The following is a 24,877-nucleotide window of genomic DNA, read 5'->3' on the forward strand; positions in this document are numbered from 1 at the left end:
ATCGGTATCGAATATCGGTAGGAGCCGGTGCCTATCGGCACGTCGCTTATTCTCGAAACTGACCTCGTCAGAACGGTGGCTGGCGGTGGGCGCGTTGGCGCTTGCCGGCTTCGACCCACCAGGACAGGTCGTCCGCGAAGCGCGAGAATGCGCGTTCCAGCGACGCGCCACCATCGCCGAGAGGCTTGCCGCTTTCATCCAGCGTCCGCGTGATCTGGCCGACGCTGACCCGGCTGGAGACGACGACCATGCCCATCTCGGAGAGCGTGGCGTGCCAGGCTTCTGCGGCGAGCGCGCCGCCCAGGCGTCCTGCCGAATAGCTGACGATGCCGGCCGGGCGCCAGTACCACTCTTCGAGAAAGTGGTCGGTGAGATTCTTCAAACCGGGCTGAACGCCACGGTTGTACTCGCCGACCACGAAGACGAAGCCATCGGCTTCGCGAATCTTCTTCGCTAGCGCTTTCATCGCAGCGGGCGCCGTGCCCTCGTCGTACTCCTTGAACATGCGATCCAGCATGGGCAGGTCGATTGTCTTGGCATCGATCAGCTCGGCGTCGCAGCCGCGTGCCTGCAGCGTACGAACGGCGTAGTCGGCGAGTCGGATCCCGGCGCGATCCGTGCGGTAGGAGCCGTAGAGCACGAGCATGCGATCCGCCATGGGCTTGCCTCTCGATAGCGACGTCACGAGTGAGCGGCAGGGTCCTGACCCGCCGCGCCTAGTTCAGCATAGGCGATGATCGTGTGGCCGCCGAGCGTGAGATCGACGGCCGAAATTCCCTGGTCTTGCCTCGCCGATCAACCTTTAACACGCTATCTTTCACCCCCAGGTCTCTTCTATCACGTGACTTTGCTTGTCATGCGAGACATCTTCCAAGCCAAGGAGAAAATCGATCATGAGCGACTACACGCCCCCGAAGGTCTGGGAACCGAAGGAAAGCGGCGGCAAGTTCGCCAGCATCAATCGCCCGGTGGCAGGGCCTACGCACGACAAGGAGTTGCCGGTCGGCAAGCATCCGTTCCAGCTCTATTCGCTGGCCACGCCCAATGGCGTCAAGATCGGCGTCATGTTCGAAGAGCTGCTGGCGCTGGGCAAGGACGCCGAATACGACGCCTGGTTGATCAAGATCGGCGACGGCGATCAGTTCGGCAGCGGTTTCGTCGAGGTCAATCCGAACTCCAAGATTCCGGCTCTGATGGACTACAGCGGCGACCAGCCGATTCGAGTGTTCGAGTCGGGCTCGATTCTGCTCCATCTGGCCGAGAAGTTCGGTGCCTTCCTGCCGAGCGACCCGGTGACACGCGTCGAGACCCTGAACTGGCTGTTCTGGCAGATGGGCAGCGCGCCCTATCTGGGCGGCGGATTCGGTCATTTCTACGCCTATGCGCCGGTCAAGATCGAGTACGCCATCGACCGCTTCACCATGGAAGCCAAGCGTCAGCTCGACGTGCTTGATCGACGCCTGGCCGAATCGCGTTATCTGGCCGGCGACGACTACACCATCGCCGATATCGCGACCTGGTCCTGGTATGGCCAGCTCGCGCTGGGCCGGCTGTACGAGGCGGCGGAATTCCTCGATGTCGAGAGTTACCAAAACGTGCAGCGCTGGGCCAAGGAGATCGACGCGCGCCCGGCAGTGCAGCGTGGCCGCATGGTCAACCGGGTGTTCGGCGAGCCGGAAACGCAGCTCCACGAGCGGCATGATGCCAGCGACTTCGAGACCCGGACGCAGGACAAGATCGGCGGCTGATCGGCGCGGCGATCACTTCGCCCGCGAGCGCTTCTCGCGACTGACGACCCGGCCTCGTGCCGGGTCGTTGCGTTGAAAGGGGACGGTCATCGCGGATAACGATAGCGCTCATGGCCGGTAAGTCGAGAACGGGGCATGGCTGGCACCTGCCATGCGGGTCGGCGACTCGGCCGAGTTGGCATTGTCGGCCGCGAACCCGTGATAATGGCGCCGACCGACAGCGATGCGTCGCCCTCCGGCGGTATCGACTTGCAGAAGCGAAGAGAGATGCACTCGAATCATTCCGATATTCTCATCATCGGCGGTGGCAGCATGGGGCTGGCCGCCGCCGACTGGCTGGCCGAGAGCGGCGCTGCTGCCGTTCGCGTGCTGGATGCACACAGCCCACCGCACGACCAGGGGGCGCATCACGGCGAGACACGTCTGATCCGTCTCGCCTATGGCGAAGGCGCGGGCTATGTACCGCTTGCCGTGCGTGCGCTCGAGCGCTGGCGCGCGCTGGAGACGGCGACGGGTGAGTCACTGTTTCTGCCGACGGGTATCACCAATATCGGGCCGGCCGCGGCGCCCTTCGTGCGTCAGGTGGCGGCAAGCGCGAAGACTCATGCGCTGGCGCTGGAGGTGCTAGATGGGACGGCTGCCTCGCTGCGCTGGCCCGGTTGGCAGCTGGACGGAGCGACCAGTGTGGCCTTCGAGCGCGTGGCGGGCGTGCTGCGGGTAGAGCGCATTCTCGACTGCTGGCGCGAGCGCGTGGCGGCAAGTGCCAATGTCACGCTTACCGCCCGGGCGCCTGTCGTGGCGATCGACGCGCGGGCCGGGGGTGGCTACGAGGTGCGCTGTGCCGACGGTCGCCGCTTCAGTGCCGAGCGGCTGCTGCTCTCGGCGGGTCAGCATCTGGCGCCGCTGGTGGCACCGCTGGGTATCGATCTGCCACTGACCCGCGTGCGCAAGACCTTCGCCTGGTTCAAGGCGGACGCGCGCTACGCGCCCGAGCGTTTCGCCGGCTTCAGTCTTACCGACGACGAACTGGGCATCTATTACGGGTTTCCCGATATCGACGGTGCCGGTTTCAAGATGGGACGTCACGATAGCGGCCAGCCGTTAGCGCCGGGCGAGCAGATGCAGGCCTTCGGCGAGCATCCTGACGATCTGCCCGAGCTGCAGCAGGTCATCGATCGCTATCTGCCGGGTGTCGGCAAGCTCAAACAGGGCGCGGTGTGTCAGTACATCCGCACGCCGGACGAACACTTCCTGATCGATGAGCCGCTACCCGGTCTGATCGTCGCCGGCGGCTTCTCCGGCCATGGCTTCAAGTTCGCCAGTGCCTTGGGCGAGTCGCTGGGCCAGTGGCTGGCAAGCGGTCAGGCCTCGCCCGAGCTCGACGCGTTCGGCGCCGGGCGCTTCCGCGGCTGAGCCGGTGGCCGACCGGCGAACGTCGAGGACGCTCGCCGGTTCCCCGAACGCGCCCTACAGGCAATCGGCCTGGTATTCGTATTGATCGGCTTGCGCCGGATCGTCGGCCGTCAAGACCACGATGTCGGTCAGCGTCGTGGCCGGCAAGGTCTCACCGTTGATCAACGCGGCGGCAGAGTCCATGGCCACGCGGCCTTCCTGAGCCGGGTCCTGCGCGATCAGCGCGTCGATGGCGCCGTTCTTCAAGGCCGCCACCTCCGCCGAGGCTGCATCGTAGGCGATCATCTTGACCCTGCCGAGGGCGCCGGCTTGACGCAGGCCGGTGACCGCGCCGATCGCGCCCTGATCGTTGGTGGCGAAGATGCCGGCCAGATCCGGATGCGCCGACAGCGTCGAGGTCACGATTTCGGCGGCCTTCTGCGGATCGTTGGCCTGGTATTGGGCGCCAAGATAGTCGAAGCCCGCCTGGGTGCCGAGCTGCGCTTCGAATCCTTGGGTTCGGGCATCCTGCGCGATGGAGCCCGGCGGCTGCGTGATCACCAGCACCTTGCCGCCGTCCGCGAGAAGCTCGGCCATTTGCCTCGCCGCCATGCGCCCGCCTTCCTCGTTGTCGGTCAGGATCTGCGTCTCGACGAGCGAGGTATCGGCCAGCGTCTGATCGACGGTGATGATCTGGCTGCCGCGCTGTGCCAATTGACGCACGGGCATGACCAGCGCCTGCATGTCGGTCGGCACGATGACGGCGACGTCGGGCTGGGTGGCGGCTACGGCGTTGATCACCGGTATCTGACTGTCGGCGGCAAAGCGGTTGGGGGCGGAGACGCTCAGATCGAGCCCCAGCTCATCGGCGCGCGCCATGGCCCCGCACTGCAGGGACTGATAGAAGGGGCTGCCCTTGGTGCCGAGCACCAGCGACACGCGACCTTTCTCCTGCGCCTGAACGGATGACAGGCTCAAGCTCACGAGGATCAGGCCGAGTACCCATCGGGATTGAGACCATTTCATGGTGTGACTCCTTTGTTGTTGTTGCGATCGGTACGATTTCCGCGGCCGACTAGCCGCGCTTGCGCAGACGACGTTTCAGTTGATCGACCCAGACCGCGAGGATCAGCACCGCGCCCATGGCAACCGTCTGCCAGAACGGCGGGATCCCCATGATCACGAAGCCATTGAGCAGAATGATCGGGATAAATACGCCGACCACGGTGCCGAACACGCTGCCGGCGCCGCCGAACAGGCTGGTTCCGCCGAGCACCACCGCGGAGATGGTGGTCAGGTTGTCCATCACATGGCCGTTGATCGTGGTGGTGCCGAAACGCGCATTCGCCATCACTGCGGCAATGCCAGCCATCGCGCCGGAGAGGGCATAGACCGAGATCAGCCGGCGATTGACCGCGATACCGCTGCGCCGGGCCGCCTCGATGTGTGAGCCGACGGCGAATACCTGGAGGCCATAGCGGGTCTTGTGCAGCACGATTCCGGCCACCACCACGCAGAGAGCGGCGATCAGCACCAGCACCGGAATCCCCGCGATGCTGCCGGCTCCGATATCGTTGACCAGACGTTCCGGCATGGCGCGCACGTCGACGCCGTCGGACAGGATCTGCGCCCCGCCGAGTGCCATGCCCATGGTGCCGAGGGTCACGATCAGCGCCGGAATCCTGGCCACTGCGATCAGGAAGCCATTGAGCAGTCCCCAGGCCATGCCGGCCAGCACGGCCGCGGCCACGCCCACGAGGATGATGCCCCAGCCGGCGTCCGTGGTGCCGAAGCTGGTGCCACCATCGCCAGCCAGGTAGAGCATCAGCTTGGACGAGACCACCGACGAGAAGACCAGCACCGAGCCCACCGAGAGATCGATGCCGGCGGAGATGATGACGTAGGTTTGACCGACCGCCAGCACGAGGAAGATCGCAGCGTTGATGGTGAGCTGCTGGACGTTGTAGGCGGAACCGAACTGCTCGGGCCGCAGCACCAGAAAGATCGACAGCAGCACGATCAGCAGCAGGAAAATCCAGCCGCCGGTCAAGGTCCGGAACAAGAGATCGCCGGTATCGCGCCGGGTGGGCGCCTCGGCCGTGGTTGTCGTCATGCTGCTTCCTCCGCTGTACCGCTGGTCATCTCGCGCACCAGGTCATCGACGCTGGCGCTCGAGGCATCGAGGTTGGCGACCGTCTGCCCGAGACGCAGTACCTGCACTCGGTCGGCAACATCGAGCACTTGCGGCATGTTGTGACTGATCAGGACCACCGAGATGCCTTGATCCCGGACCCGCTTGGCGAGGTCGAGCACGCGCTGGGTCTGCACCACGCCCAGCGCCGCCGTCGGCTCATCGAGAATGATCACCCGCTGCGCCCACATGGCGGCGCGGGCGATCGCCACCGATTGGCGCTGGCCGCCGGAGAGGGTCTCGATGGCCACGCGGTCGGACTTGAGATGCACGCCGAGACGCTGGAACTGCTCGGCGGCACGCTCGCGCATGGCGCGGCGATCGAGAAATCCCAGACGCCCGGCGAAGCCGGGACGCACCAGCTCGCGGCCGAGAAACAGGTTCTCGGCCGGCGGCAGATCAGGCGCCAGCGCCAGATCCTGGAAGACCGTGGCGATGCCCGCCTGCTGGGCGTCATACGGCGAACCGAAGTGCATCGTTTCGCCCGCCACCCGGATGCTGCCGGTATCCGGCCTGTCGGCGCCGGAGAGAATCTTGACCAGCGTGGACTTGCCCGCGCCGTTGTCGCCGATCAACGCGACGATTTCATTTGGCATGACGCTGAAGTTGGCACCACGCAGGGCTTGCACGTGCCCGAAGGTACGATGGATATCGGTCGCTTCCAGCAGTGGCGTGGTCATCAGGCAGTCTCCCCGGTGTCGAGCCCCAGACTGTTGGAGAACGCGAAGTACTCGCTGTAGCCGGCATTGACCAGGGCTTGCCAGTGGTCGTAGGCGTGCTGGCTGGAAGGGAAACGCCAGATATCGACGGTTTCGAAGTCATGCTGGCCGCGGATATGGAAGCGCCCCTGGAACACCGCGCCCTGCTGCTTCGCCTGGGATCGGATCTCATGCCAGGTGACGTTCAGGCCTTTCTGACGTGTCTCGTCGAGCGTGTACCAGTGCGGTCTCGGGCGGGCATAGTGCATCCAGAGATGACGGGCGGAATCGGTGCTATCGCGGAGCGTATCGTTGCTTGTGCTTGTCATGGCCGTAACGACGCCTCAGGCAGGTTGAATCAGCTGCGACAGGGGGCGGACCCTGCCGACGATGTGACGTGAAGTGGTGAACTTGAAATCGGCGACCCGTTCATGGCCGCGGATGGCACTATCGGCGGTATCCGGGTCCGGAATTTCCCAATAGCCGATGTGATGCCAGTGGTGGCCGACATCGAGCCGCGAGCGACCGGTGATATTGACCGAGTGATCCAGGTCCCCCTGGAAGGCCTCGTCGCACTCCAGGTCGTAGGCATCGCGCTCGGCGGGCGTCGCTTCGCACCACGGATCGTTCCATTCCCATAGCGCGATGAACGCCCAGCCATGGTCGTGATGCTCGCCCTTGCCCATGATCGGGGCGAACTCGCGCAGCCCGATCATCCACTCCGTCGCGAAGCGTCGTGCCCAACCGGCTTGCTCGAGACGTATCGTGCCCTCCAGCGCAGCATCGAGGTTCGGCGCCTCGAAGATGCCGGCGATGTCGTGCGAATGGGTGAAGCCGGTATCCAGCGCCACGGCGGCCTCGGGGGCCGCGCCGTCGAAGAGCCGGCGCTGGGAGAGCACCCAGCCTTCCTGCTCCAGGGACGCCAGCACCTCGAGAATGGCATCGCGGTGACATGCCTCGTAGACGCCCGGCAGAACGTCCTGGCGCTGGGCGGTGAACACGACACAGGCGCGCCCGGCGGCCGCATCGTCGCTCTGGAAGACCTGGGTATCGCCAGTGAGATTGTCCATCAGCCGCGCACCTTCTCCATCGCTGTCATCAGGCGGTCAACGCGTGCCGGGTCGACGGGATTCCACCAGCAGGCATCGTGCTTGAGCCACTGGCCGACGATGGCGCCGTCGGCGACGGCCATCAGCGACGGCACCTGCTCCGGCGACAGCCCGGAGCCTACGATTACCGGCAGGTGGGTGCCGGATCTGACATCGTTGACCTCGTCGGGTTGGGTCGGCGAACCGGTGCGGGTGCCGGTGGCAATCAGCGCATCGGCATCGAACCATTCGGCATCTGTGGCCTGCTCCGGAATCGAGCGGTCGGCGGTGATGGCGTGGGCGCCGAACTTGACGTGGACGTCCGCCAGCACGGCGACGTCCTTGGCCTGAATGTTGGACCGGTAGCGCAGGGCACGGGCGGCATCGCCGTTGAGCAGCCCCTCATTGGCGACGTAGGCATTGGCCCACTGATTGACACGCACCCACTTGGCGCCGACGGCCTTGGCGATGGCCATGCCCGGCAGGGCCCCGTTGGCCACGCAGGTAATGCCGATTGGCGTGTCGACCGCGTTTATCACCGCCTCGCAGGCAGCCGTCAGGCAGGCGACGGTCTCGTAGCCGATATCCTCCGGGCGGGAAAACGGCATGTCGCCGGCGTTTTCGATCATGATGCCATCGACGCCGCCGTTGGCGAGCGTCAGGGCGTCCTGCACGGCCGCACGATAGATCTCGCGCACCGGTGTGCCGTCGTAGCGCGGTGCGCCCGGCAGTGCCGCGAGGTGAATCACGCCTATGATCGGCTTGGGACGTGGGAACAGCTTTTCCAGCACATTGGTCTTGGACGGCATGACGCGAGGAGGTGTAGTGGTCACGCGGGGCGTAGAATTCACGGGAGGCGTAGTCGTCACGTTGTGATCTCTTGTTGGACGGAGGGGTGGTAGGGGAAGGCGTCCTGCGTGCCGAGTCGGCCGCAGGCGCGGGTGGCGGCCATGACGGCGTCGGTGAGCGCTGTCTCGAGCGTGTGCCCGGCTTGTCGGGACCGTAGTAGCCAGCCGGCCAGACAGTCGCCGGCGCCGGTGGTATCGACGATCGGGAGTCCCTCGGGCGTGGCGACGTGCGCGATCTGGCGTTTGCCAGCGTCGTGCAGGCTCGCACCCTTGGCGCCCATCGTACGGATGACATGCCGAGCGCCCATATCGACCAGGCTGCCCACGGCGTCGGGGCCGATGGCCTCGGCGGCGCGGTCGTTGACCAGCACGTACTCGGCGCCCTCGATCACGCAGGCCAGCTGCGTGATGCCGTCGGGGAACGTTGCTGGCTCCAGATCGAGCGACCACGTAATGCCACGGTCTCGCGCGCGCTCGATCAGTCGAAAGCCGGCATCACCGTAGATCGCGGTATGCAGGTGATCGATGTCGTCGAGATCCAGTGCCTCGATCGCGTCGCGAGGGGGGTAGATCGAGAGGCCTGGGTATAGCAGCAGGCGCTTTTCGCCAGCGGGTTCGACCATCGTGACGGCGCGGCACAATGCACCAGACCGCACGCTCAGGCGTAACTCGAGCGGAGCGTCCTGCAGGGCGTGACGCGCGGCGCGCGACGCGTCGTCATCGCCGAGACAGCCGGCGAAGACGACGTCGACGCCGGCACGGGCCGCGGCGATTGCGGTATTGGCGGCAACGCCGCCCAGCCCCTCCTTGAGGTCGTGGCAGACGACTTTTTCGTCGGGGGCAGGCACGTGGGGCGTGGTCAGCGTGAGGTCCAGGCTGATGTCGCCGATGACGAGGATTCGGGTCATGGATAAGGTCAATATGTATTGTTTTTGGCATTAATTTGTAATTACAAATTAGGCGCCCGATCGTTAGACTGTCAAGCGCCAGCTTGGCCTCCGTGAGCGAAAACGCGGAGGCGATCGGGAGTAGGCGACCGATAGTAGGCGACCAAGAACAGGACAAGAGCGGGATCAGAAGGATCATCGTGAACCGGGAACGGGAGGGCGTGTGACAGGCGACAAGACAGAGGGGTGGCGCGCGCGAGTGCTTAAGGACCATGCCGGGCCGCGCTGGAAGCAGATCGCGGAATGGCTGCGAGACGCGATCCGCGATGGTGAATTCTCGCCGGGCGACTTCCTGCCCACGGAGTCGGTGATCAACGAGGTCTTCGGCGTGAGTCGCACGACTTCGCGAAATGCGCTCAACCAGCTGGTATCGGAAGGGTTGGTGACACGCCGCCCCGGTTCGGGAACGGTCGTTGCGGATCTGCGCGTGGAGCAGCCCCTGACTCGGCTCTCGGGATTTTCCGAGGACATGCTTCAGCGCGGCCTGACGCCATCCTTCCGGGTGTTGTCCTGTGGCTTTCGTCAGGCCTCGGAAGAGGTCGCCCTGGCGCTCGGCATCGCTTCTCATGACCGGGTCTTTCTTTCCGAGCGCATTTTGATGGCCAACGACCGCATCATCGGACACTCTCGCTCCTGGATTCGCTCGGACGTCATGCATCAGACGGCGCCGCCGGAAGCGGATTTCCTGAGCCGAGGGTCGCTTTACGAATGGATTGCCGATCATCTCGGTATCGAGATCATCGGTGGTGTGGAGTACATCGAAGCCAAGCGCTCAGAAGAGACACTGGCCGAGCTGCTCGACATCGATGCCCAGGCGCCTGTGCTGGTCGCCAGTCGCGTTGCTCGAGATCGGCGCGAACTGCCGATCGAGTATGCCGTCGTGACCTACCGCGCCGATCGCTACCGGTTCCGTCTCGATCTCTAGGTAAGTCTGAGTCGGCGACAATTGCGGCGCGAGTCCTCCCTACCATCCCTGGTTATCAGCGGCTAAACCGATGGGGCCGGCACCAGGCCGGCAACCATGGGTACTGCCGATGGATCTCTTTGGTCTGTCGTCAAACTGTCATCGTCGTCGCGGTAGCGTTCCCGGTACATCAGGGAACCAGACCGGACGACAACACCATGACATTGAAGACTTCTCTCCTGACGGGGTTACTTGGCGCCTCGCTCGCGCTGCCTGCCTTTGCCGACTTCACGCTCAGCGAACGCTACCGCGACAGCGACGGCGATCTGGTCGCCGATATTCCCAGCGATGAATCGCAGTGGATCGACCCCGATACGCTGATTTTTTCCTATACGCCAGTCGAGGATCCTGCGGTCTATGCCGATGTCTGGTCGGGCTTTCTCGATCACATGGCCGAGGTGACCGGCAAGCAGGTGCAGTTCTTCCCGGTGCAGTCGAACGCGGCGCAGATCGAAGCGATGCGAGCCGGTCGCCTGCATGTGGCCGGTTTCAATACGGGCTCCAATCCGCTGGCCGTGGCCTGTGCCGGGTTTCGACCCTTCGCCATGATGGCGGCGGACGATGGTTCGTTCGGTTACGAAATGGAGATCATCACCTACCCGGGCTCCGGCATCGAGTCGGTCGAGGATCTCGAGGGCAAGGAACTGGCGTTCACCTCCGAAACTTCCAACTCCGGCTACAAGGCGCCGTCGGCGATCCTGAAGTCGGAGTTCGACATGCAGGCGGGGGCGGATTACGAGCCGGTTTTTTCCGGTGCGCACGATACCTCGATTCTGGGCGTCGCCCATCAGGATTATCCCGCCGCGGCGGTCGCTAATTCGGTCATGACGCGGATGATCGACCGCGGCGTCATCGAGGCGGATCAGGTCGACTCGATCTACCGCTCGCAGACCTTTCCGACCACCGGCTACGGTACGGTCTACAACTTGAAGCCCGAGCTGCAGGAGAAGATCCGTGAGGCCTTCTTCACCTTCGACTGGGACGGTTCCGGTCTCGAGCGGGAGTTCGGCAACGGCGGCGAGAGCCAGTTCATCGAGATCCATTTCAAGGACGACTGGCAGGTCATTCGTACCATCGACGACGCCAACGGCGTTCGCTACTCGTGCGATTGAATAACGCGCGGTGACGCGGCTCCGAAGCCCTGATCTCGATGCGCTGGTTTCGGCGCTCTGCCCCAGGGCCCTGGCTTCAGCGCTTTGACTTCAGCGCGGCGGAGGCCGCACACACCGCCGGACATGACAACTACAACCGCTCGCGAGCGGACGTCATTACCGTCATCCGCTTGTCTTTTCGTGGCACACCAATCTGAGCGTGCGGGCGTGATCGCGCACGGGGGGGCCATGAGGAGGCGCGAGCGCCGGAGTGAGAGACCAGATGCTCAAGATCGAGGGCCTGTCCAAGGCCTACCGTACCGGTGACGTTGCACTGTCGTCGGTCTCGTTTCGCGTACCGCGGGGCCAAATCGTGGGGCTGATCGGCCCTTCAGGCGCCGGCAAATCGACGCTGATCCGCTGCATCAACCGCCTGGTCGTGCCAAGCGAGGGAAGCGTGATGCTGGGCGAGATCGATCTGACCCGCCTCGGCCAGCGGGCGCTGCGTCGCCAGCGCCGGCGAATCGGCATGATCTTTCAGGAGTACGCGCTGGTGGAGCGGCTCACCGTCATGGAGAACGTGCTCTCCGGACGTCTGGGCTACGTGCCGTTCTGGCGTAGCTGGCTACGTCGCTTTCCCCCCGAGGATGTTCGCCGGGCCTATGCGCTGCTGGATCGCGTCGGTCTGCTTCAGCACGCGGACAAGCGCGCCGACGCGCTCTCCGGCGGCCAGCGTCAGCGTGTCGGTATCGCTCGGGCGCTGGCGCAGGAGCCCGACTTGCTGCTGGTAGACGAGCCGACGGCGAGCCTCGATCCGAAGACCAGTCGTCAGATCATGCGGCTATTGACCGAGATCTGCGCCGAGCGCCGGCTGCCGGCCATCGTCAATATCCATGACGTGCCGCTGGCCCGACAGTTCGTGCAGCGGGTGATCGGGTTGCGCGACGGCGAGATCGTGTTCGATGGCGCGCCGGCGCAGCTGGAGGAAACGACCCTGTCGACGATCTACGGCGCGGACGACTGGCAGGCCATGCGTCGCGAGCACGACGAGCAGGACGACGCTGAGCCGTCGCAGCGGCTGTCCGGGGCCGAGGCATGAGCGAGACCGCGTATCCATCGACTTGGCGGCGGCCCCCGCGGCTCGTCAAGCATCGCGGCTGGCGCTGGGGGCTATGGTTCGGCGTGCTGCTCTATCTGGTGCTGGCGGCGGGCAGCGTGGAGGTCGACATCGCGCGCGTGCTGAGCGGGCTCGAGCGCGGACAGCGCTTTGTGAGCGGCTTTCTGCAGCCGGATTTCGTCACGCGCTGGAGCGATATCCGTCAGGGGCTGATCGAGAGCCTGACCATGACCCTGACAGCCACGGTCATCGGCATTCTGATCTCGGTACCGATCGGTATCGGTGCGGCGCGCAACCTGACGCCGGCGCCGGTCTACCTCCTCTGTCGCGCGATCATCGCGGTCAGCCGTGCGCTGCAGGAGATCATCATCGCGATCTTCCTGGTCGCCATGTTCGGCTTCGGCCCCTTTGCCGGCTTTCTGACGCTTTCGTTCGCGACCATCGGCTTTCTTGCCAAGCTGCTGGCCGACGATATCGAGGAGATCGATGCACGCCAGGCGGAAGCGATCCGCGCGACCGGCGCTTCCTGGTGGCAGTTCATCGATTATGCGGTACGCCCGCAGGTCATGCCGCGGTTGATCGGGCTGTCGCTCTATCGCCTCGATATCAATTTCCGCGAGAGCTCGGTGATCGGCATTGTCGGCGCAGGGGGCATCGGCGCCACGCTCAACACGGCCATCGACCGCTACGATTATGACAGCGCCGGGGCGATTCTACTGCTGATCATCGCCATCGTACTGGTCTCGGAGTACGCCTCCGGCATGCTAAGGAAATATCTGCAATGACTGATATCGGCCACTATCGCGAGGTCTGGCGGCCGGCGTCGGCGGCCAGACGGCTAACGCGATGGTTTGCCTGGCTGGCGCTGGTAGCGCTGTTCGTCTTCTGTTGGCAGCTGATGACCGAGAATACCATCTGGGCCTTCGTCAGCGATGCGCCGAGGCAGGCTGCCGATATCGGCAGTCGCATGGTGCCGCCGCGCTGGTCCTATCTACCGGCGCTGATGGCACCACTATGGGACACGATCAACATCGCCACGCTGGGAACGCTTGGCGGTATCGCCATGGCCATTCCCGTGGCGTTCCTGGCCGCTCGCAACACCACGCCGTCGGCGCGATTTCTACGTCCCGCGGCGCTGTTCGTGATCGTCGCCTCGCGTTCGATCAATTCGCTGATCTGGGCGCTGCTGCTGGTGGCGATCATCGGACCGGGTCTATTGGCGGGCATCGTCGCGATCGCGCTGCGCTCGATCGGCTTCATCGGCAAGCTGCTCTACGAGGCGATCGAGGAGATCGACCCGAAGCCGGGCGAGGCGATCAGCGCGACCGGTGCCCGTCCGGCTCAGGTGCTGGACTATGCGATCGTCCCGCAGATCGTGCCCGCCTTCATCGCGATCGGCGTATTTCGATGGGATATCAATATTCGCGAGAGCACCATTCTCGGCCTCGTCGGGGCGGGCGGCATCGGTCTTCAGCTGCAGTCATCGATCAACGTGCTGGCGTGGCCGCAGGTCACGATGATCCTGCTGCTGATTCTGGGCACGGTGGTGGTCAGTGAATGGGTATCGGCGACACTGCGTCGGGCGATGATCTGACCGAACTCTCGCCAAACCTCGATGAAATCTCGCGATGGATTGAATGGCTTGAAACTATCAATGTAGCGCCTTCAAAAAGCCGGAATCTATCGGTGTGCCCCGTGGTGTCTGGCTTGGGGGCGACAGACCGAGATATTCCCCGTTGCGCCCTATCGATCGATTGCGCTTCCTGGCGCCTGTTCGCGCTTTTCGGGCGTTGGACAGCGCCCCCGGTTTATAACTATACCTTCACCTGCAGCTGCTTCCGGAGGCCAGCTACGCGCGAGGCGAGTGAGGGAAGCAGGAGGATTGCGTCGCGAACCTGACAGCGGGCCACAGCCCGTCGCGACAGCCACGCCGCGGAGGATCGCGTGGGGACCATTGTAGCGCCGAAATGGCGCTGCAACGTTGAATAGGGAGAGATCACCGTGAGTAGCGACAAGCGCAAACCGACGACGACGGATGCCGGCATCCCGGTCGCGAGCCAGGAATATTCACTCTCGGTCGGTGCCGATGGCCCGATCGTTCTTCACGATCATTATCTGATGGAACAGATGGCGGCGTTCAACCGGGAGATGATTCCGGATCGCCAGCCTCACGCCAAGGGCGGCGGCGCCTTTGGTCATTTCGAAGTGACTCACGACGTTAGCCAGTATACCAAGGCCAATTTTCTGCAGCCGGGCAAGAAAACCGAGATGGTCGCGCGTTTCTCGACCGTGGCCGGCGAGTCGGGTAGCCCGGATACCTGGCGTGACCCGCGCGGGTTTGCGCTCAAGTTCTATACCGAAGAAGGCAACTTCGACATGGTGGGGAATAACACCCCCGTCTTCTTCGTGCGCGATCCGATGAAGTTCCAGCACTTCATCCACTCGCAGAAGCGCCGCGCCGACAACGGCCTACGCGATCACGACATGCAGTGGGATTTCTGGACGCTGGCACCCGAGTCCGCGCACCAGGTCACCTGGCTGATGGGCGATCGTGGCGTTCCGGCTACCTGGCGCCACATGAACGGCTACTCGAGCCACACTTACATGTGGGTCAATGCCGAAGGCGAGCGTTTCTGGGTCAAGTATCACTTCAAGACCGATCAAGGCATCAAGTGCATGACGCAGGAACAGGCCGACGAGATGGCCGGCAGCGATGCCGATTATCATCGTCGTGATCTGTTCGATGCGATCAAGCGCGGTGACTACCCGACCTGGACGCTGCACGTGCAGATCATGCCGTTCGAGGATGCCAAGACCTACCGCATCAACCCGTTCGACCTGACCAAGGTCTGGCCCCACAGCGACTATCCGCTGCAGGAAGTGGGCAAGATGACGTTGGACCGCAACCCGACCGATTTCCACACCGAAATCGAGCAGGCGGCGTTCGAGCCCAACAATTCGGTACCCGGTACCGGTTTTTCGCCGGACAAGATGCTGCTGGCGCGCACGATCTCCTACGCCGACGCGCATCGTGCCCGTCTCGGTATCAACTACAAGGACATTCCGGTCAACGCGCCCAAGTGCCCGTTTCACAGCTACAGCAAGGGCGGCCGGATGCGGATCACCAAGACCAGCGATCCGGTCTACGCGCCTAACAGCAAGGGCGGTTCCGAGGCCGATTCGGCGCGTTATCCCGACGATGCCGTCTGGCAGGCGGACGGTGAGTTCGTGCGCGCCGCCTACACGCTGCGTCCGGACGACGACGACTTCAGCCAGGCGAATGATCTGGTCAACAAGGTGATGGACGACGCGGCCAGGGACCGCCTGGTCAACAACGTGGTCGGTCACGTCTCCGGCGGGGTCGAAGAGCCGGTGCTGTCTCGCGTCTTCGAGTACTGGAAAAACGTCGACGCCACGATCGGTCAGCGCATCGAAGAGGGCGTGAAGGCCAATCGCGGCGAGTAGTCACACGCTGGATGTTGAACGGCATCAAAAACGAACGGCTCGCTTCTCGGAAGCGAGCCGTTTTTCATGGTGTCTTCCGGGAAGAGATCAGCCGATTGGCTGGCCGCGGTTCAGGCGTGTCAGACCCTTGACGCAGCGATAGATGGTCCAAATCGCCCAGAACGCCATCACGAAAAAGCCGATGAAGATGGCCGAGGTGATCATGCCTAGCGTCATCCAGAGGAGGCCCCACCAGAAGGTTCGGATCTGGAAGCGGTAGTGCGAGAGCAACATGGGGTTCTGCTCTTCGCCCTTGTTGACGTGAGCGAGGATGAGGCCGATCACCGCGGTAATGCCTGTCAGGAATCCGGCCAGATAGAGGACATAGACAATCAGCGCCATGCTGCTGCTATTGACCATCGGCGCTTGGGCACGCGCGTCACCCTCGGAAGTCTGTTCCGGGGGCTGAGGGTAGGTTTGGCTTTCAGTGTTATCCATCGTTTCTCTACTCGACATTTTTATCGGAGCCGACACGCGGCTGCAGGTAGCGACCGCGTGCCGTCGGAGTTGTTGTGAAGATCAGCGGCGCTGGTCGGTGCTCTGCTGTGAGGCGGCGGCGGTACCCGGGCTGACGCCGTTCTGACGCTGACCCGGCGAGTGACCGAGCGTTTCGTCGAGCGCGAAGGCCTTGTGGGCTTCGATGGGGTGCGCCTCCACGGCGGAGATCTGTTCGTGCTGCTGGCCGCCGAAGCCTGAAAGCACGTTCACCTTGTCCGCCGGGAACAGCATCATGGTGCCGCTGAACGGCTGGATCAGCGATTCGAAGTTGTCGATCAGGTAGGCGTTGAGGGCGTTCTCGCCGCCCGCTTCAAGGATGCGGATGGTCTCGCCGAGCTGCTGAATCTCGGATTCACGCACGCCGCGATATTCGGTGGCCTCACGCTCGGCGACCAGTACCAGACGTTGTTTCTCGGCTTCCGCCGGGGTCAGGATCTCGGCGCGATACTGGGCATTGAGATAGTCGATGCGCGAGCGCTCGGCCTCGATCGTGGCCTTGACGCCGGCGAGGTCGGCGACCCCGGAGCGCTGCGCCTTTTCCATGCCGACGGCGCCGCGCTGACGTTCGTCGGCGACCGAGGCACTGGTCTGGTTTTCCAGCGCTTCGCGGTCGTTGTCGCGCCGTCGGACTTCGACCTCGGCGCGGCGGCGATGGCTTTCCTCGGCGGAGTCGGCCTTGGCGCGGGCTTCCGAGGAGCGAGCCTGGGAGCGGGCCGAGGCGGATTCGACGCGGTTGAGCAGGCCGATATAGAGATCGCCTTCGCCCATGCCATCGAGCCGATGGTCATCGACATCGGCGATGTTCATGGTGGTGATTTCCAGGCCAATCGCTTCCAGATCGCTCTTGCAGACCCGAATCATGTTGCGTACCAGCTCGTCCTTGTCGCGCATGACCTGTTCAGGCGTCATGGTGGCGATCGAGTCGCGCAGGTGACCCTCGATGATCGAGGCGGCGACATTTTCCAGATCGTTCCAGTTCTCGTTGAGCGAGAGGATGCGACGGATGGCGTTCTGCAGCACCTCGCCCGAGGAAGAGATGGCGAAAGAGACGGTGGCAACCACGTTGAGCGGCACCATCCCGCGGGCGATCGCCGACTGCACCTCGACAGTAGCCGTGCGGGGGCGCAGGTCGAGATCGAAGCGTTTATTGATGATCGGCCAGACCACCACACGGCCACCCTGATAGGTGCGATAGCCGCCGCGGCTCTTGCCGGCGACGACGGCCACCTGGTTGGCACCGACCACGCGGAAGTTGCGGACGAACTGGAAGGTCAGCGTGATGATGATCAGCGTGACCAGCAGGAAGAAGGATAGGGCGAGCGTAGCCATCAGTTGCTCTCCGCGGTGTTGTCGGTGGACGAGGGGGCGCTGTGCTGGGCGGTGGTAAAGTCCCGCACGCGGATGCCGAAGGCCTGCTCGAAGCGGTCGAGGAAGTCGACGAAGCCAGCGGGGCCACGGTTGATGGCTGCGTTCATGCCGTTGTCGGCGTCGTCGCCCATGAAGGTCAGGTTGTCGAGGCGGATATCCTTGGCGTTCTGGTGATACGCCTTGAACAGGTGCGGTAGCTGCCCCTGAACGAACATCGGAATGCGGCCGTAGCGACCGGCCTTGCCGATCATCTCCGCCTGCTGCTCGAGCATCCGGTTACGTACGCCCTGTCGGATGCGGATCGCCTGGTCGTTACCTTCGGCGACGATCTCCGCCGCTTGGGCCTCGTACTCGGGCTTGAGCGTGACTTCCGACTGGTTGCGCAGCGTCTGCAGCTCGTTCTCGGCGTTCTCCACTTCGACCTGTGCCTGGGATTGGGCGCGGGCGATCTGGGCAGCGGCTTCCTTCTGTGCCTGGTCGATTCTCGCCTGGCTCTCCTCTCGGGCGATCCCCAAATTCTGTTCCGCCTCGACGATCGATTCGTCTGCCTGGCTGCGGGCGATCGATTCGCGACGCCGACCGTCGGATTCGGCGTTCTCGGCTTCCGCCTCCAGCCGCGCCTCCTGGATCTCCACGGCTTGGCGCTTGTGGGCGACGGCCTTGGTGGCCAGGCTGCTGATGTAGTCGGAGCTATCCCAGATACGCTGGAACGATACCGAGAAGACCCGGAAGCCGAAGCTCGCCAGATCCTCGTTGGCATCGTCGAGCATGTCCTGGCGGAAGCGCGCGCGCTCCCCTTCATCGGTGGAGATCGTTTCTTCTTCCGGGGTTTCGCCGGCGTTGACCTTCTCCACGCTTTCGACCATTCCCATCGCCTGCAGCGGCGTCGTGCGGTTCATGGCGCCGCGAAAGTTGCCCACCATCGTCTGGTGGATCTGGTCATGAATTTCAGCACGCGACTTGCCGAGCATGCGCTCGACTGCCGTGTAGAGCAGCGCGGTATCTTCGATATCGACACCGACACAGGCCGTGGCATCGGCGCCGACCGTGATCCCATTGGCCGAATTGACGCCTTCCACACGGACGTTGATCGGCAGCACGCTCAGATCGAGAAACTCGGCGCGGTTCAGAAACGGGATGACGATCGCGGTGCCGCCGAGAATGACCCGAAAGCCGTACTCTCGGCCGTTGGTCTTCGTCTTGGAGCCCTGAACGACCATCACCTGATTGGGCGGGCAGACCTGGATGACCGCCTTGAGCATGGCGAGGAGCGCAATGAAGATCACCACGGCGACGGCACCGGCAGCCATGAAGCCGACGGTACCGAGCGACGCGTTGCCGAGACCCGGCAGCGCTCTCATGAGATTGACGAGGATATAGTCGATATCCATCAGGGTTCCTTTTCTTCGCGTGGTTTTGGCACTAAACGAACCGTCGCGTCGCGGGCAGCTATGCCACCTTGGACTGCCGCGTGCGCAAGTGACGTTGGCGCGTTATGGCGTCAGGGGTTCGACGGTGACATCGGAGGTATTCACGGCGATGACGCGAATGCGAGTCCCTTTCGGGATCGGTACGTCATGATCGGCTCTGGCATAACGTTCTCGCGTCAACTGCGCGAACGCGATTCTCACACGGCCGATTTCATTGGGATGAATGGTGATGGTGACGTGGCCTTCGCGACCGACCAGCTCATCGTCGGCAATCGAGGAGTCATATTCGCGCTGCTGAAATTTCAGGATTGCCCAGGCGCAGACCATGACGAATAGGCCGGCAGGGACGGCCCAAAGAAGGCCACTGGAGAGCGACTCGCCACGCAGGGTGGCAATCAGCCCCATGGGACCGAAACCGGCGCAGAAATAGATGAAAAGCCGTAGCAGGAAGAGCAGCTTGAACACGTGACGACCGGCACGGATGCTGCGACTGTACTGACCGCCTCGTGAGGCGACGCCGTCGGCGCCATCACCCGGGGTGCTGTCGCCGGCCGCGTGGTGGTGCCCCCCGTTGTCATGTCCACCGTTATCAGAGCCGCCGTTATCAGACCCGCCGTTATGGGCATCGCCGGTGTCGTTATCGCTACCGCTCAAACCGAGACTTTCGGCGGCTATAACGCCTAGCCCGAATAGACTCAATGTGACGTAAATCCCCAGAATCAGGCCGTCATCGATCATTGGATGATGTCTCTATACATAAGAAAGATGGCAAGTGATGCCAATCGAAAAGCAGGGGATTGATTGATAAATCGAGGCGAAAATCTACGCGAAAGTCCGCATGCTTACAATAAATCAGTGTGTAAATTTATTGTTATTATTTGTTGTTGCGGCGTGATGTTTTTTCGATTTAGCGGGAAGGAAAGAACGGCTGTAGGAGATCTCTTAAAAATTTGTCGGTTATTGGCGTCTTATACTTCTTCTCTTCGTTTATGAGAGGGGGAATCGAGCCAATTAGAGACCGGAGGAGGCCGTATGTGTGGTGCTTGTGTCTCGAAACCGATAGAACGCTTCCCGGCGCTGCGCCGACATGGCTTCACGCAGACGGTGGCAAGAGATGCCTTGAAAAAGGTCGATAGCGGGCGAGGGAGGGCGGCGGCAGGGGGTATGGCAATGGGGGACGGAGAGCGTCGCGCAGAACGCCGATCCTCGGGAGCCGGCGCCGGCTCCCGAGACGTCTTCAGCTATTGCGCTCCTTGATCTGATCTTTCAGTGCCCCCGGTATCTGCTTGATGATCAGGCGGTCGTGTTCTTCGTCGTACTCGATGCTATTGCCGAGCAGGTGCGAGTCGAAGCTGATCGAGACACCGCTGGCGCGGCCGGCAAAGCGCTTGAACTGCTGCAGTGTCCGTTTGTCCGGCGGGATCTCCGCGGACAGGCCGTAGTCCTGATTGCGGATATAGTCGTAGAACGCCTTTGGCTGCGCTTCGTCGACTAGCTCCGAGAGCTCGTCGAGAGTAATCGCTTCGCCGTTCTTGGCCTGGGTGCTGGCGTAGTCGATCAGCGTTTCCGTCTTCTCGCGGCTGGCTTCCTCGGGCAGGTCTGCGTTCTCCACATAGTCGCTGAAGGCCTTGAGCAGCGTGCGGGTCTCCGCGCTGGCGTTGACCCCCTCCCGACAGCCCAGCCACTCGCGAAAGCCCTCGACCAGCTTCTTGTTGCCGCGATCCTGCACGTAGTTGATGTACTGGCGCGACTGGCCGCGCTGCCATTGGGTCAAGTCGATGCGGGCGGCGAGCATCAGCTGCCCGAGATTCAACTGCGGTGCCGGGACAACGGCGAGGTCGTCATCGAAGCCGAAGCCCTCGCGCTGGTGAAGCATCGCCAGGGTTAGGTACTCGCTATCGCCCTGGCGGTAGTGCACGAACCACCAGTGACCGCCGACGGAGAGATGCGCGTCGAGCAGCGGTAACAGGCTCTCGGTTGCCTGGCGAGTGAAGTTCGTAAAATTGAGCTCGCCGCTGCGATAGCGCGTCAGCTCGGCAGCGAAGCGTGAGGCGGGCAGAGGCGGTGAATCGGCGTCATCGCTGGCGTCAGTTTCCGGCGTTGGCGCTTCCCCCGCATCGGCCTCGCTCACGTCTACCTCCGCGGCGAAGTGTCCCCAGGCCTTGGGCTTGCGATGAAAACTCGAGTGGAAATGCGCCAGCAGCGACTCCGCGTTGCCGGTGTCGCTCAACGATTCACCCGCTTTCAGCGTGGCGGGTGAATCGTCGGCTGCCTTGTCGACGCGATGCGTACAGCTTTGCAGTATCGGCATGGAGTCTCTCGTGGTGCAGGGGCGTGCGCCCGTTGTCGGTCCGTTGGGTGGCGTTCGCGGTCTACGGTCGCAGGCGGAAGCCGGTGCGGAAGATCCAGCTGACCACCCCGAGGCTGATCGCGAGGAAGGCGAAGATCATGATCAGGCTGGCGATCACGCTGACATCGCTGATGCCGTAGAAGCTCCAGCGGAAACCGCTGACCAGATAGACCACGGGGTTGGCCAGCGTCACCCACTGCCAGACCTCGGGCAGCATATCGATGGCATAGAAGCTGCCGCCGAGAAAGGTCAGCGGGGTGATGACCAGCAGCGGTACCAGCTGCAGCTTCTCGAAGCCATCCGCCCAGATGCCGATGATGAAGCCGAGCAGGCTGAAGGTCACGGCGGTCAGCACCAGGAACAGCAGCATCATGAACGGATGCTCGATGCGCAGGGGAACGAAGAAGCTCGCGGTCGCGAGGATGATCAGCCCGAGTATGATCGACTTCGACGCCGCGGCGCCGACGTAGCCGAGGACGATCTCGACGTAGGAGATCGGCGCCGACATCACCTCGTAGATGGTGCCGGTGAACTTGGGGAAGAAGATGCCGAAGGAGGCGTTGGAGACGCTTTGCGTCAGCAGCATCAGCATGATCAGGCCGGGCACGATGAAGGCACCGTAGCTGACGCCCTCGACCTCCTGAATGCGCGAGCCGATGGCGGCACCGAAGACCACGAAATAGAGCGAGGTCGAGATTACCGGCGAGACGATGCTCTGCAGCAGGGTGCGTCCGGCGCGGGCCATTTCGAAACGGTAGATGGCCTTGACGGCGCGAAGGTTCATTGGCGCTCCCTTACCAGGTTGACGAAGATCTCCTCCAGCGAACTCTGTTCGGTATGGAGATCCTTGAAACGGATGCCGGCGTCCTCGATATCGTTGAGCAGCTGGCTGATGCCGGCGTTGTCGCCCTCGCCGGCGGCGCTGGCGTCGTAGGTATAGACCAGCACGCTGCCGTTCTCCGCCAGCGTCAGCGGATAGTGCGCCAGTGCGGCCGGAACACTCGCCAGCGGGCGCTGCAGTTGCAGGGTCAGCTGCTTGCGACCGAGCTGACGCATCAGTTCGCGCTTTTCTTTCACCAGCACGATCTCGCCGCGGTTGATGACGCCGATTCGGTCGGCCATCTCCTCGGCTTCCTCGATGTAATGCGTGGTCAGGATAATGGTCACGCCGCTGTTGCGCAGCTCGCGCACGACTTCCCACATGTCTCGGCGCAGTTCCACATCGACCCCGGCGGTGGGCTCGTCGAGAAACAGGATCTGCGGTTCGTGGGCCAGCGCCTTGGCGATCAGGACTCGGCGCTTCATGCCGCCGGAGAGCTGGATCATCTTGTTCTTGCGCTTGTCCCACAGCGACAGGGCGCGCAGCACCTGCTCGATATGCGCATCGTTGGCCTTGTACCCGAATAGCCCGCGGCTGAAGCGCACCGTATTCCAGACGGTCTCGAAGGCGTCACTGGTCAGTTCCTGCGGCACCAGGCCGATCTTGCCGCGGGCGGCGCGGTAGTCGCTGACGTTATCGTGACCGTCGATCAGCACCTGACCGTCGGTAGCGTTGACCAGCCCACAGATGATGCTGATCAGCGTGGTCTTGCCGGCGCCATTGGGGCCGAGCAGGGCAAAGATCTCGCCACGGCGGATCTCCAGGTCGACGCCCTTGAGCGCCTCGAAACCCGAGGCGTAGCGCTTCGCCAGGCCGTTGATCTCGATGACCGGCGCGGGCGTGGAGGGCGACGTCTCGGCAGGCGCGTGCCGGGCATCGGCAGTCGGCATCTCTTGGCTCATGAGGACTCTGCGTGATGAAACGTTGAGGGCGCACATTGTAGGCGAAATCGTCCGCGAGCTGGACCCGAAACGGATTATGGGGCCATCTCTAGAGAGACGTGTGGCCGCGGCGACCGCTGCCACGGTAGACGCCGTAGGTCGTTGAAACCGTCTGCGACCGTGATTTCTGGTCTATACCTTGAAGTCGAGGGATAGACCGTAGGCCTCATCTATCGATCAGAACGCCGCCGCTGCCCATGACGACGTTCGGACAAGGAGATCACCATGCCAGCGATTGTCAGTATCAAACGTCTTTCTATCGTGCTGCTGTGCGCCCTGATCGGCACGAGCCTATTGGCCAGCTGCACCACGACATCGTCCGCCGACCGCGAGAGCCGGATGGCACAGCGGCAGCAATTGGATCAGGACGTGCAGCAAACACTGCAGCGGCTCTATCGAGCAGTACCTGAGTCTCGTGTGCTGGCCGAGCAGGCCGAGGGCGTGCTGGTGTTCCCCGGTGTACTAGGAGCTAGCTTTATCGTGGGTGCCAGCCACGGCGACGGGGCCCTTTTGATCGATGGCGTCCGGTCCGGCTACTACACCACGACCAGCGGTTCCATCGGCTTCCAGGCCGGGGCGCAGTCGCAGGCGGTGATCTACCTGCTGATGACGGAAGAGGCGCTCAATCGCGTCCGCAGCGACAACGGCTGGTCGGTGGGTGCCAGCGCCGGTGTCGCGGTGGCGGATATCGGGGCCAATGGGCAGATCACCAACAGTACGGCCAATCGGGAAGTCGTCGCCTTCGTGATGAACAACCAGGGCATCCAGGGCGGGGTATCGCTGAACGGCGCGAAGATCTCGAAAGTCAGTCCGTGAGGCCATCACGGTCGACATGGCTGAGCTGAGCCAGCCGGCACTGGCCGACTTAACGGTCATTGCCGGCGGCCTGACTAGCGGAGCAGCATCGGCAAGGCTACCGATGCTGGGCCGGCTCAGGCGTCTTCGGGGAGCTCGGCGTTGTGATAAACGTTCTGGACGTCGTCGAGATCGTTCATCATGTCCATGAACTTCTCGAACTGGGCCACGTCGTCGCCCTCGAGTGGCGTGTGGGTCTGTGGCAGAAACTGGATGTCGTCGGCTTCGAAGTCGAGCTCGCCGAAGGCGTCGGTCAGTGCCTGTTTGGCCTTGGCGTATTCGGTATGTGGCGCGAACACGGTAATTCGGCCATCTTCGTTCTCGATATCGGTGACGTCGACGTCGGCTTCCATCAGCGCTTCCAGCACGGCTTCCTCGTCCTGGCCAGCAAAGGCAAAGATGGCGCAGTGATCGAACATGTGGCTGACGGTGCCCTGGGTGCCGATCTTCGACTTGTTCTTGGTAAAGCAGCCGCGGACGTCACCGTAGGTGCGGTTCGGGTTGTCGGTCAGACATTCGACGATCACCATGCAGTTGCCGGGGCCGAAGCCTTCGTAGCGTGCCGGCGAGAAGTCCTCTCCGCCGCTGCTCGATGCCTTGTCCAGCGCCTTGTCGATGACGTGAGAGGGCACCTGGTCCTTCTTCGCTTTCTCGATCAGGCCACGCAGCGTCAGGTTGTTGTGAGGATCGGCCCCACCGGACTTGGCGCACACGTAGATTTCGCGGCCGTACTTGCTGTAGACCTTGGTCTTGGCGGCGGCCGTCTTGGCCATGGATTCCTTGCGGTTCTGGAAGGCCCTACCCATCAGTCTTACCTATCAAGTTGTCTGCGACGGCGGCGATTTTACTCAATCTGGCTGCCATATTGCAGGTGTATTTGCACGCATGGCGTGAGGAAATGGCGCGTCCGCGAGGGAATACGCGTCAATTCGGGCGCGCTCTGCTATTCTGCCGCGCCAATGAGACC

25 protein-coding genes are annotated in these 24,877 nt (G+C 63.2%); 9 read left to right on the top strand and 16 right to left on the bottom strand.

Translation table 11 applies throughout. From position 1 onward, the window contains the following. Positions 1–67: 67 nt before the first annotated feature. Complete coding sequence (locus MC381_RS07800) at positions 68–658, bottom strand: NADPH-dependent FMN reductase (protein WP_251977169.1); 591 nt, start codon at positions 656–658, stop codon at positions 68–70. Positions 659–893: 235 nt separating this feature from the next. Between MC381_RS07800 and yghU the strand changes: the two genes are divergently transcribed. Further along, on the top strand, positions 894–1,748 hold the full coding sequence (yghU, locus tag MC381_RS07805; RefSeq protein WP_251977170.1) for a glutathione-dependent disulfide-bond oxidoreductase: 855 nt from the start codon (positions 894–896) through the stop codon (positions 1,746–1,748). Between the two features lie 267 nt (positions 1,749–2,015). Further along, the gene (gene solA / locus MC381_RS07810; protein ID WP_251977171.1) at positions 2,016–3,161 is read left to right on the top strand and encodes an N-methyl-L-tryptophan oxidase; all 1,146 of its coding nucleotides are present in this window, start codon (positions 2,016–2,018) and stop codon (positions 3,159–3,161) included. A 54-nt stretch (positions 3,162–3,215) separates the two neighbouring features. On the opposite strand, the gene MC381_RS07815 is transcribed toward solA, so the two are convergent. From MC381_RS07815 to MC381_RS07845, 7 genes are read right to left on the bottom strand one after another with little or no spacing between them, the layout of a single operon-like run. Continuing rightward, positions 3,216–4,166 (bottom strand): ABC transporter substrate-binding protein, encoded by a 951-nt coding sequence (locus MC381_RS07815; RefSeq protein ID WP_251977172.1) that lies wholly within the window; start codon positions 4,164–4,166, stop codon positions 3,216–3,218. 49 nt (positions 4,167–4,215) lie between these two features. Beyond that, entirely contained in the window at positions 4,216–5,253 is a 1,038-nt protein-coding gene (locus tag MC381_RS07820) for an ABC transporter permease (RefSeq protein WP_251977173.1), read from the bottom strand. Further along, a complete protein-coding gene (locus MC381_RS07825; protein ID WP_251977174.1) occupies positions 5,250–6,011 on the bottom strand; it encodes an ATP-binding cassette domain-containing protein in 762 nt (253 codons plus the stop codon). Before MC381_RS07825 ends, MC381_RS07820 begins: the two co-directional genes overlap by 4 nt. Next, positions 6,011–6,358: a hypothetical protein gene (locus MC381_RS07830; RefSeq protein WP_251977175.1), complete on the bottom strand. Its 348-nt coding sequence runs from the start codon at positions 6,356–6,358 to the stop codon at positions 6,011–6,013. Before MC381_RS07830 ends, MC381_RS07825 begins: the two co-directional genes overlap by 1 nt. Positions 6,359–6,373: 15 nt before the next feature. After that, positions 6,374–7,099, bottom strand: coding sequence for a hypothetical protein (locus tag MC381_RS07835; protein WP_251977176.1), 726 nt, complete (start codon positions 7,097–7,099; stop codon positions 6,374–6,376). Next, the gene (locus tag MC381_RS07840; protein WP_251977177.1) at positions 7,099–7,968 is read right to left on the bottom strand and encodes a BtpA/SgcQ family protein; all 870 of its coding nucleotides are present in this window, start codon (positions 7,966–7,968) and stop codon (positions 7,099–7,101) included. Before MC381_RS07840 ends, MC381_RS07835 begins: the two co-directional genes overlap by 1 nt. A gap of 14 nt (positions 7,969–7,982) precedes the next feature. Next, on the bottom strand, positions 7,983–8,873 hold the full coding sequence (locus MC381_RS07845) for a carbohydrate kinase family protein (protein WP_251977178.1): 891 nt from the start codon (positions 8,871–8,873) through the stop codon (positions 7,983–7,985). A 202-nt stretch (positions 8,874–9,075) separates the two neighbouring features. On the opposite strand from MC381_RS07845, the gene MC381_RS18340 reads away from it, so the two are divergent. From MC381_RS18340 to MC381_RS07875, 6 genes are all read left to right on the top strand, one after another. Beyond that, complete coding sequence (locus MC381_RS18340; protein ID WP_251977179.1) at positions 9,076–9,837, top strand: GntR family transcriptional regulator; 762 nt, start codon at positions 9,076–9,078, stop codon at positions 9,835–9,837. Positions 9,838–10,034: 197 nt separating this feature from the next. Then, on the top strand, positions 10,035–10,988 hold the full coding sequence (gene phnD / locus MC381_RS07855) for a phosphate/phosphite/phosphonate ABC transporter substrate-binding protein (RefSeq protein WP_251977180.1): 954 nt from the start codon (positions 10,035–10,037) through the stop codon (positions 10,986–10,988). 262 nt (positions 10,989–11,250) lie between these two features. Then, entirely contained in the window at positions 11,251–12,066 is an 816-nt protein-coding gene (gene phnC / locus MC381_RS07860; protein ID WP_251977181.1) for a phosphonate ABC transporter ATP-binding protein, read from the top strand. Beyond that, complete coding sequence (phnE, locus tag MC381_RS07865; protein WP_251977182.1) at positions 12,063–12,869, top strand: phosphonate ABC transporter, permease protein PhnE; 807 nt, start codon at positions 12,063–12,065, stop codon at positions 12,867–12,869. The genes phnC and phnE (MC381_RS07865) overlap by 4 nt, the downstream gene beginning before the upstream one ends. Next, positions 12,866–13,678 (top strand): phosphonate ABC transporter, permease protein PhnE, encoded by an 813-nt coding sequence (phnE, locus tag MC381_RS07870; RefSeq protein ID WP_251977183.1) that lies wholly within the window; start codon positions 12,866–12,868, stop codon positions 13,676–13,678. Before phnE (MC381_RS07865) ends, phnE (MC381_RS07870) begins: the two co-directional genes overlap by 4 nt. Positions 13,679–14,085: 407 nt before the next feature. Next, positions 14,086–15,549, top strand: a complete 1,464-nt coding sequence (locus tag MC381_RS07875; RefSeq protein ID WP_251977184.1) for a catalase — start codon at positions 14,086–14,088, stop codon at positions 15,547–15,549. A gap of 87 nt (positions 15,550–15,636) precedes the next feature. Here the strand turns inward: MC381_RS07875 and MC381_RS07880 are convergent, their stop codons facing one another. The 7 genes from MC381_RS07880 to MC381_RS07910 form a co-directional block, all read right to left on the bottom strand. Beyond that, positions 15,637–16,026, bottom strand: coding sequence for a DUF4870 family protein (locus tag MC381_RS07880; RefSeq protein ID WP_251977185.1), 390 nt, complete (start codon positions 16,024–16,026; stop codon positions 15,637–15,639). An 81-nt stretch (positions 16,027–16,107) separates the two neighbouring features. Further along, entirely contained in the window at positions 16,108–17,415 is a 1,308-nt protein-coding gene (locus MC381_RS07885; RefSeq protein ID WP_251977186.1) for an SPFH domain-containing protein, read from the bottom strand. Next, on the bottom strand, positions 17,415–18,845 hold the full coding sequence (locus tag MC381_RS07890) for an SPFH domain-containing protein (RefSeq protein ID WP_251977187.1): 1,431 nt from the start codon (positions 18,843–18,845) through the stop codon (positions 17,415–17,417). The genes MC381_RS07885 and MC381_RS07890 overlap by 1 nt, the downstream gene beginning before the upstream one ends. Positions 18,846–18,947: 102 nt before the next feature. Continuing rightward, the gene (locus MC381_RS07895) at positions 18,948–19,622 is read right to left on the bottom strand and encodes an NfeD family protein (RefSeq protein WP_251977188.1); all 675 of its coding nucleotides are present in this window, start codon (positions 19,620–19,622) and stop codon (positions 18,948–18,950) included. Positions 19,623–20,121: 499 nt separating this feature from the next. Then, complete coding sequence (locus tag MC381_RS07900) at positions 20,122–21,195, bottom strand: nucleoid-associated protein (RefSeq protein WP_251977189.1); 1,074 nt, start codon at positions 21,193–21,195, stop codon at positions 20,122–20,124. 61 nt (positions 21,196–21,256) lie between these two features. Further along, positions 21,257–22,018 (bottom strand): ABC transporter permease, encoded by a 762-nt coding sequence (locus MC381_RS07905; protein ID WP_251977190.1) that lies wholly within the window; start codon positions 22,016–22,018, stop codon positions 21,257–21,259. Continuing rightward, positions 22,015–23,004, bottom strand: coding sequence for an ABC transporter ATP-binding protein (locus MC381_RS07910; protein ID WP_251977478.1), 990 nt, complete (start codon positions 23,002–23,004; stop codon positions 22,015–22,017). Before MC381_RS07910 ends, MC381_RS07905 begins: the two co-directional genes overlap by 4 nt. A 276-nt stretch (positions 23,005–23,280) precedes the next feature. On the opposite strand from MC381_RS07910, the gene MC381_RS07915 reads away from it, so the two are divergent. Continuing rightward, positions 23,281–23,871, top strand: coding sequence for a BPSL1445 family SYLF domain-containing lipoprotein (locus MC381_RS07915; protein ID WP_251977191.1), 591 nt, complete (start codon positions 23,281–23,283; stop codon positions 23,869–23,871). A gap of 116 nt (positions 23,872–23,987) precedes the next feature. Here the strand turns inward: MC381_RS07915 and MC381_RS07920 are convergent, their stop codons facing one another. Then, on the bottom strand, positions 23,988–24,716 hold the full coding sequence (locus tag MC381_RS07920; protein ID WP_251977192.1) for a YebC/PmpR family DNA-binding transcriptional regulator: 729 nt from the start codon (positions 24,714–24,716) through the stop codon (positions 23,988–23,990). Positions 24,717–24,877 lie beyond the last annotated feature (161 nt).

Origin of the sequence: Salinicola avicenniae (genome assembly GCF_023736115.1) — a bacterium.
GTDB classification, from domain to species: domain Bacteria; phylum Pseudomonadota; class Gammaproteobacteria; order Pseudomonadales; family Halomonadaceae; genus Salinicola; species Salinicola avicenniae.

What these genes read in the sequence shown, in the direction of transcription:
- phnC (WP_251977181.1), top strand. Translation starts at nt 11,251, where the DNA reads ATGCTCAAGATCGAGGGCCTGTCCAAGGCCTACCGTACCGGTGACGTT.
- MC381_RS07900 (WP_251977189.1), bottom strand. Translation starts at nt 21,195, where the DNA reads ATGCCGATACTGCAAAGCTGTACGCATCGCGTCGACAAGGCAGCCGAC.
- MC381_RS07825 (WP_251977174.1), bottom strand. Translation starts at nt 6,011, where the DNA reads ATGACCACGCCACTGCTGGAAGCGACCGATATCCATCGTACCTTCGGG.
- solA (WP_251977171.1), top strand. Translation starts at nt 2,016, where the DNA reads ATGCACTCGAATCATTCCGATATTCTCATCATCGGCGGTGGCAGCATG.
- MC381_RS07895 (WP_251977188.1), bottom strand. Translation starts at nt 19,622, where the DNA reads ATGATCGATGACGGCCTGATTCTGGGGATTTACGTCACATTGAGTCTA.
- MC381_RS07920 (WP_251977192.1), bottom strand. Translation starts at nt 24,716, where the DNA reads ATGGGTAGGGCCTTCCAGAACCGCAAGGAATCCATGGCCAAGACGGCC.
- MC381_RS07880 (WP_251977185.1), bottom strand. Translation starts at nt 16,026, where the DNA reads ATGGATAACACTGAAAGCCAAACCTACCCTCAGCCCCCGGAACAGACT.
- MC381_RS07915 (WP_251977191.1), top strand. Translation starts at nt 23,281, where the DNA reads ATGCCAGCGATTGTCAGTATCAAACGTCTTTCTATCGTGCTGCTGTGC.
- MC381_RS07890 (WP_251977187.1), bottom strand. Translation starts at nt 18,845, where the DNA reads ATGGATATCGACTATATCCTCGTCAATCTCATGAGAGCGCTGCCGGGT.
- MC381_RS07820 (WP_251977173.1), bottom strand. Translation starts at nt 5,253, where the DNA reads ATGACGACAACCACGGCCGAGGCGCCCACCCGGCGCGATACCGGCGAT.
- MC381_RS07910 (WP_251977478.1), bottom strand. Translation starts at nt 23,004, where the DNA reads ATGCCGACTGCCGATGCCCGGCACGCGCCTGCCGAGACGTCGCCCTCC.
- MC381_RS07885 (WP_251977186.1), bottom strand. Translation starts at nt 17,415, where the DNA reads ATGGCTACGCTCGCCCTATCCTTCTTCCTGCTGGTCACGCTGATCATC.
- yghU (WP_251977170.1), top strand. Translation starts at nt 894, where the DNA reads ATGAGCGACTACACGCCCCCGAAGGTCTGGGAACCGAAGGAAAGCGGC.
- MC381_RS07905 (WP_251977190.1), bottom strand. Translation starts at nt 22,018, where the DNA reads ATGAACCTTCGCGCCGTCAAGGCCATCTACCGTTTCGAAATGGCCCGC.
- MC381_RS07835 (WP_251977176.1), bottom strand. Translation starts at nt 7,099, where the DNA reads ATGGACAATCTCACTGGCGATACCCAGGTCTTCCAGAGCGACGATGCG.
- MC381_RS07845 (WP_251977178.1), bottom strand. Translation starts at nt 8,873, where the DNA reads ATGACCCGAATCCTCGTCATCGGCGACATCAGCCTGGACCTCACGCTG.
- MC381_RS07815 (WP_251977172.1), bottom strand. Translation starts at nt 4,166, where the DNA reads ATGAAATGGTCTCAATCCCGATGGGTACTCGGCCTGATCCTCGTGAGC.
- phnE (WP_251977183.1), top strand. Translation starts at nt 12,866, where the DNA reads ATGACTGATATCGGCCACTATCGCGAGGTCTGGCGGCCGGCGTCGGCG.
- MC381_RS07800 (WP_251977169.1), bottom strand. Translation starts at nt 658, where the DNA reads ATGGCGGATCGCATGCTCGTGCTCTACGGCTCCTACCGCACGGATCGC.
- MC381_RS07830 (WP_251977175.1), bottom strand. Translation starts at nt 6,358, where the DNA reads ATGACAAGCACAAGCAACGATACGCTCCGCGATAGCACCGATTCCGCC.
- phnE (WP_251977182.1), top strand. Translation starts at nt 12,063, where the DNA reads ATGAGCGAGACCGCGTATCCATCGACTTGGCGGCGGCCCCCGCGGCTC.
- phnD (WP_251977180.1), top strand. Translation starts at nt 10,035, where the DNA reads ATGACATTGAAGACTTCTCTCCTGACGGGGTTACTTGGCGCCTCGCTC.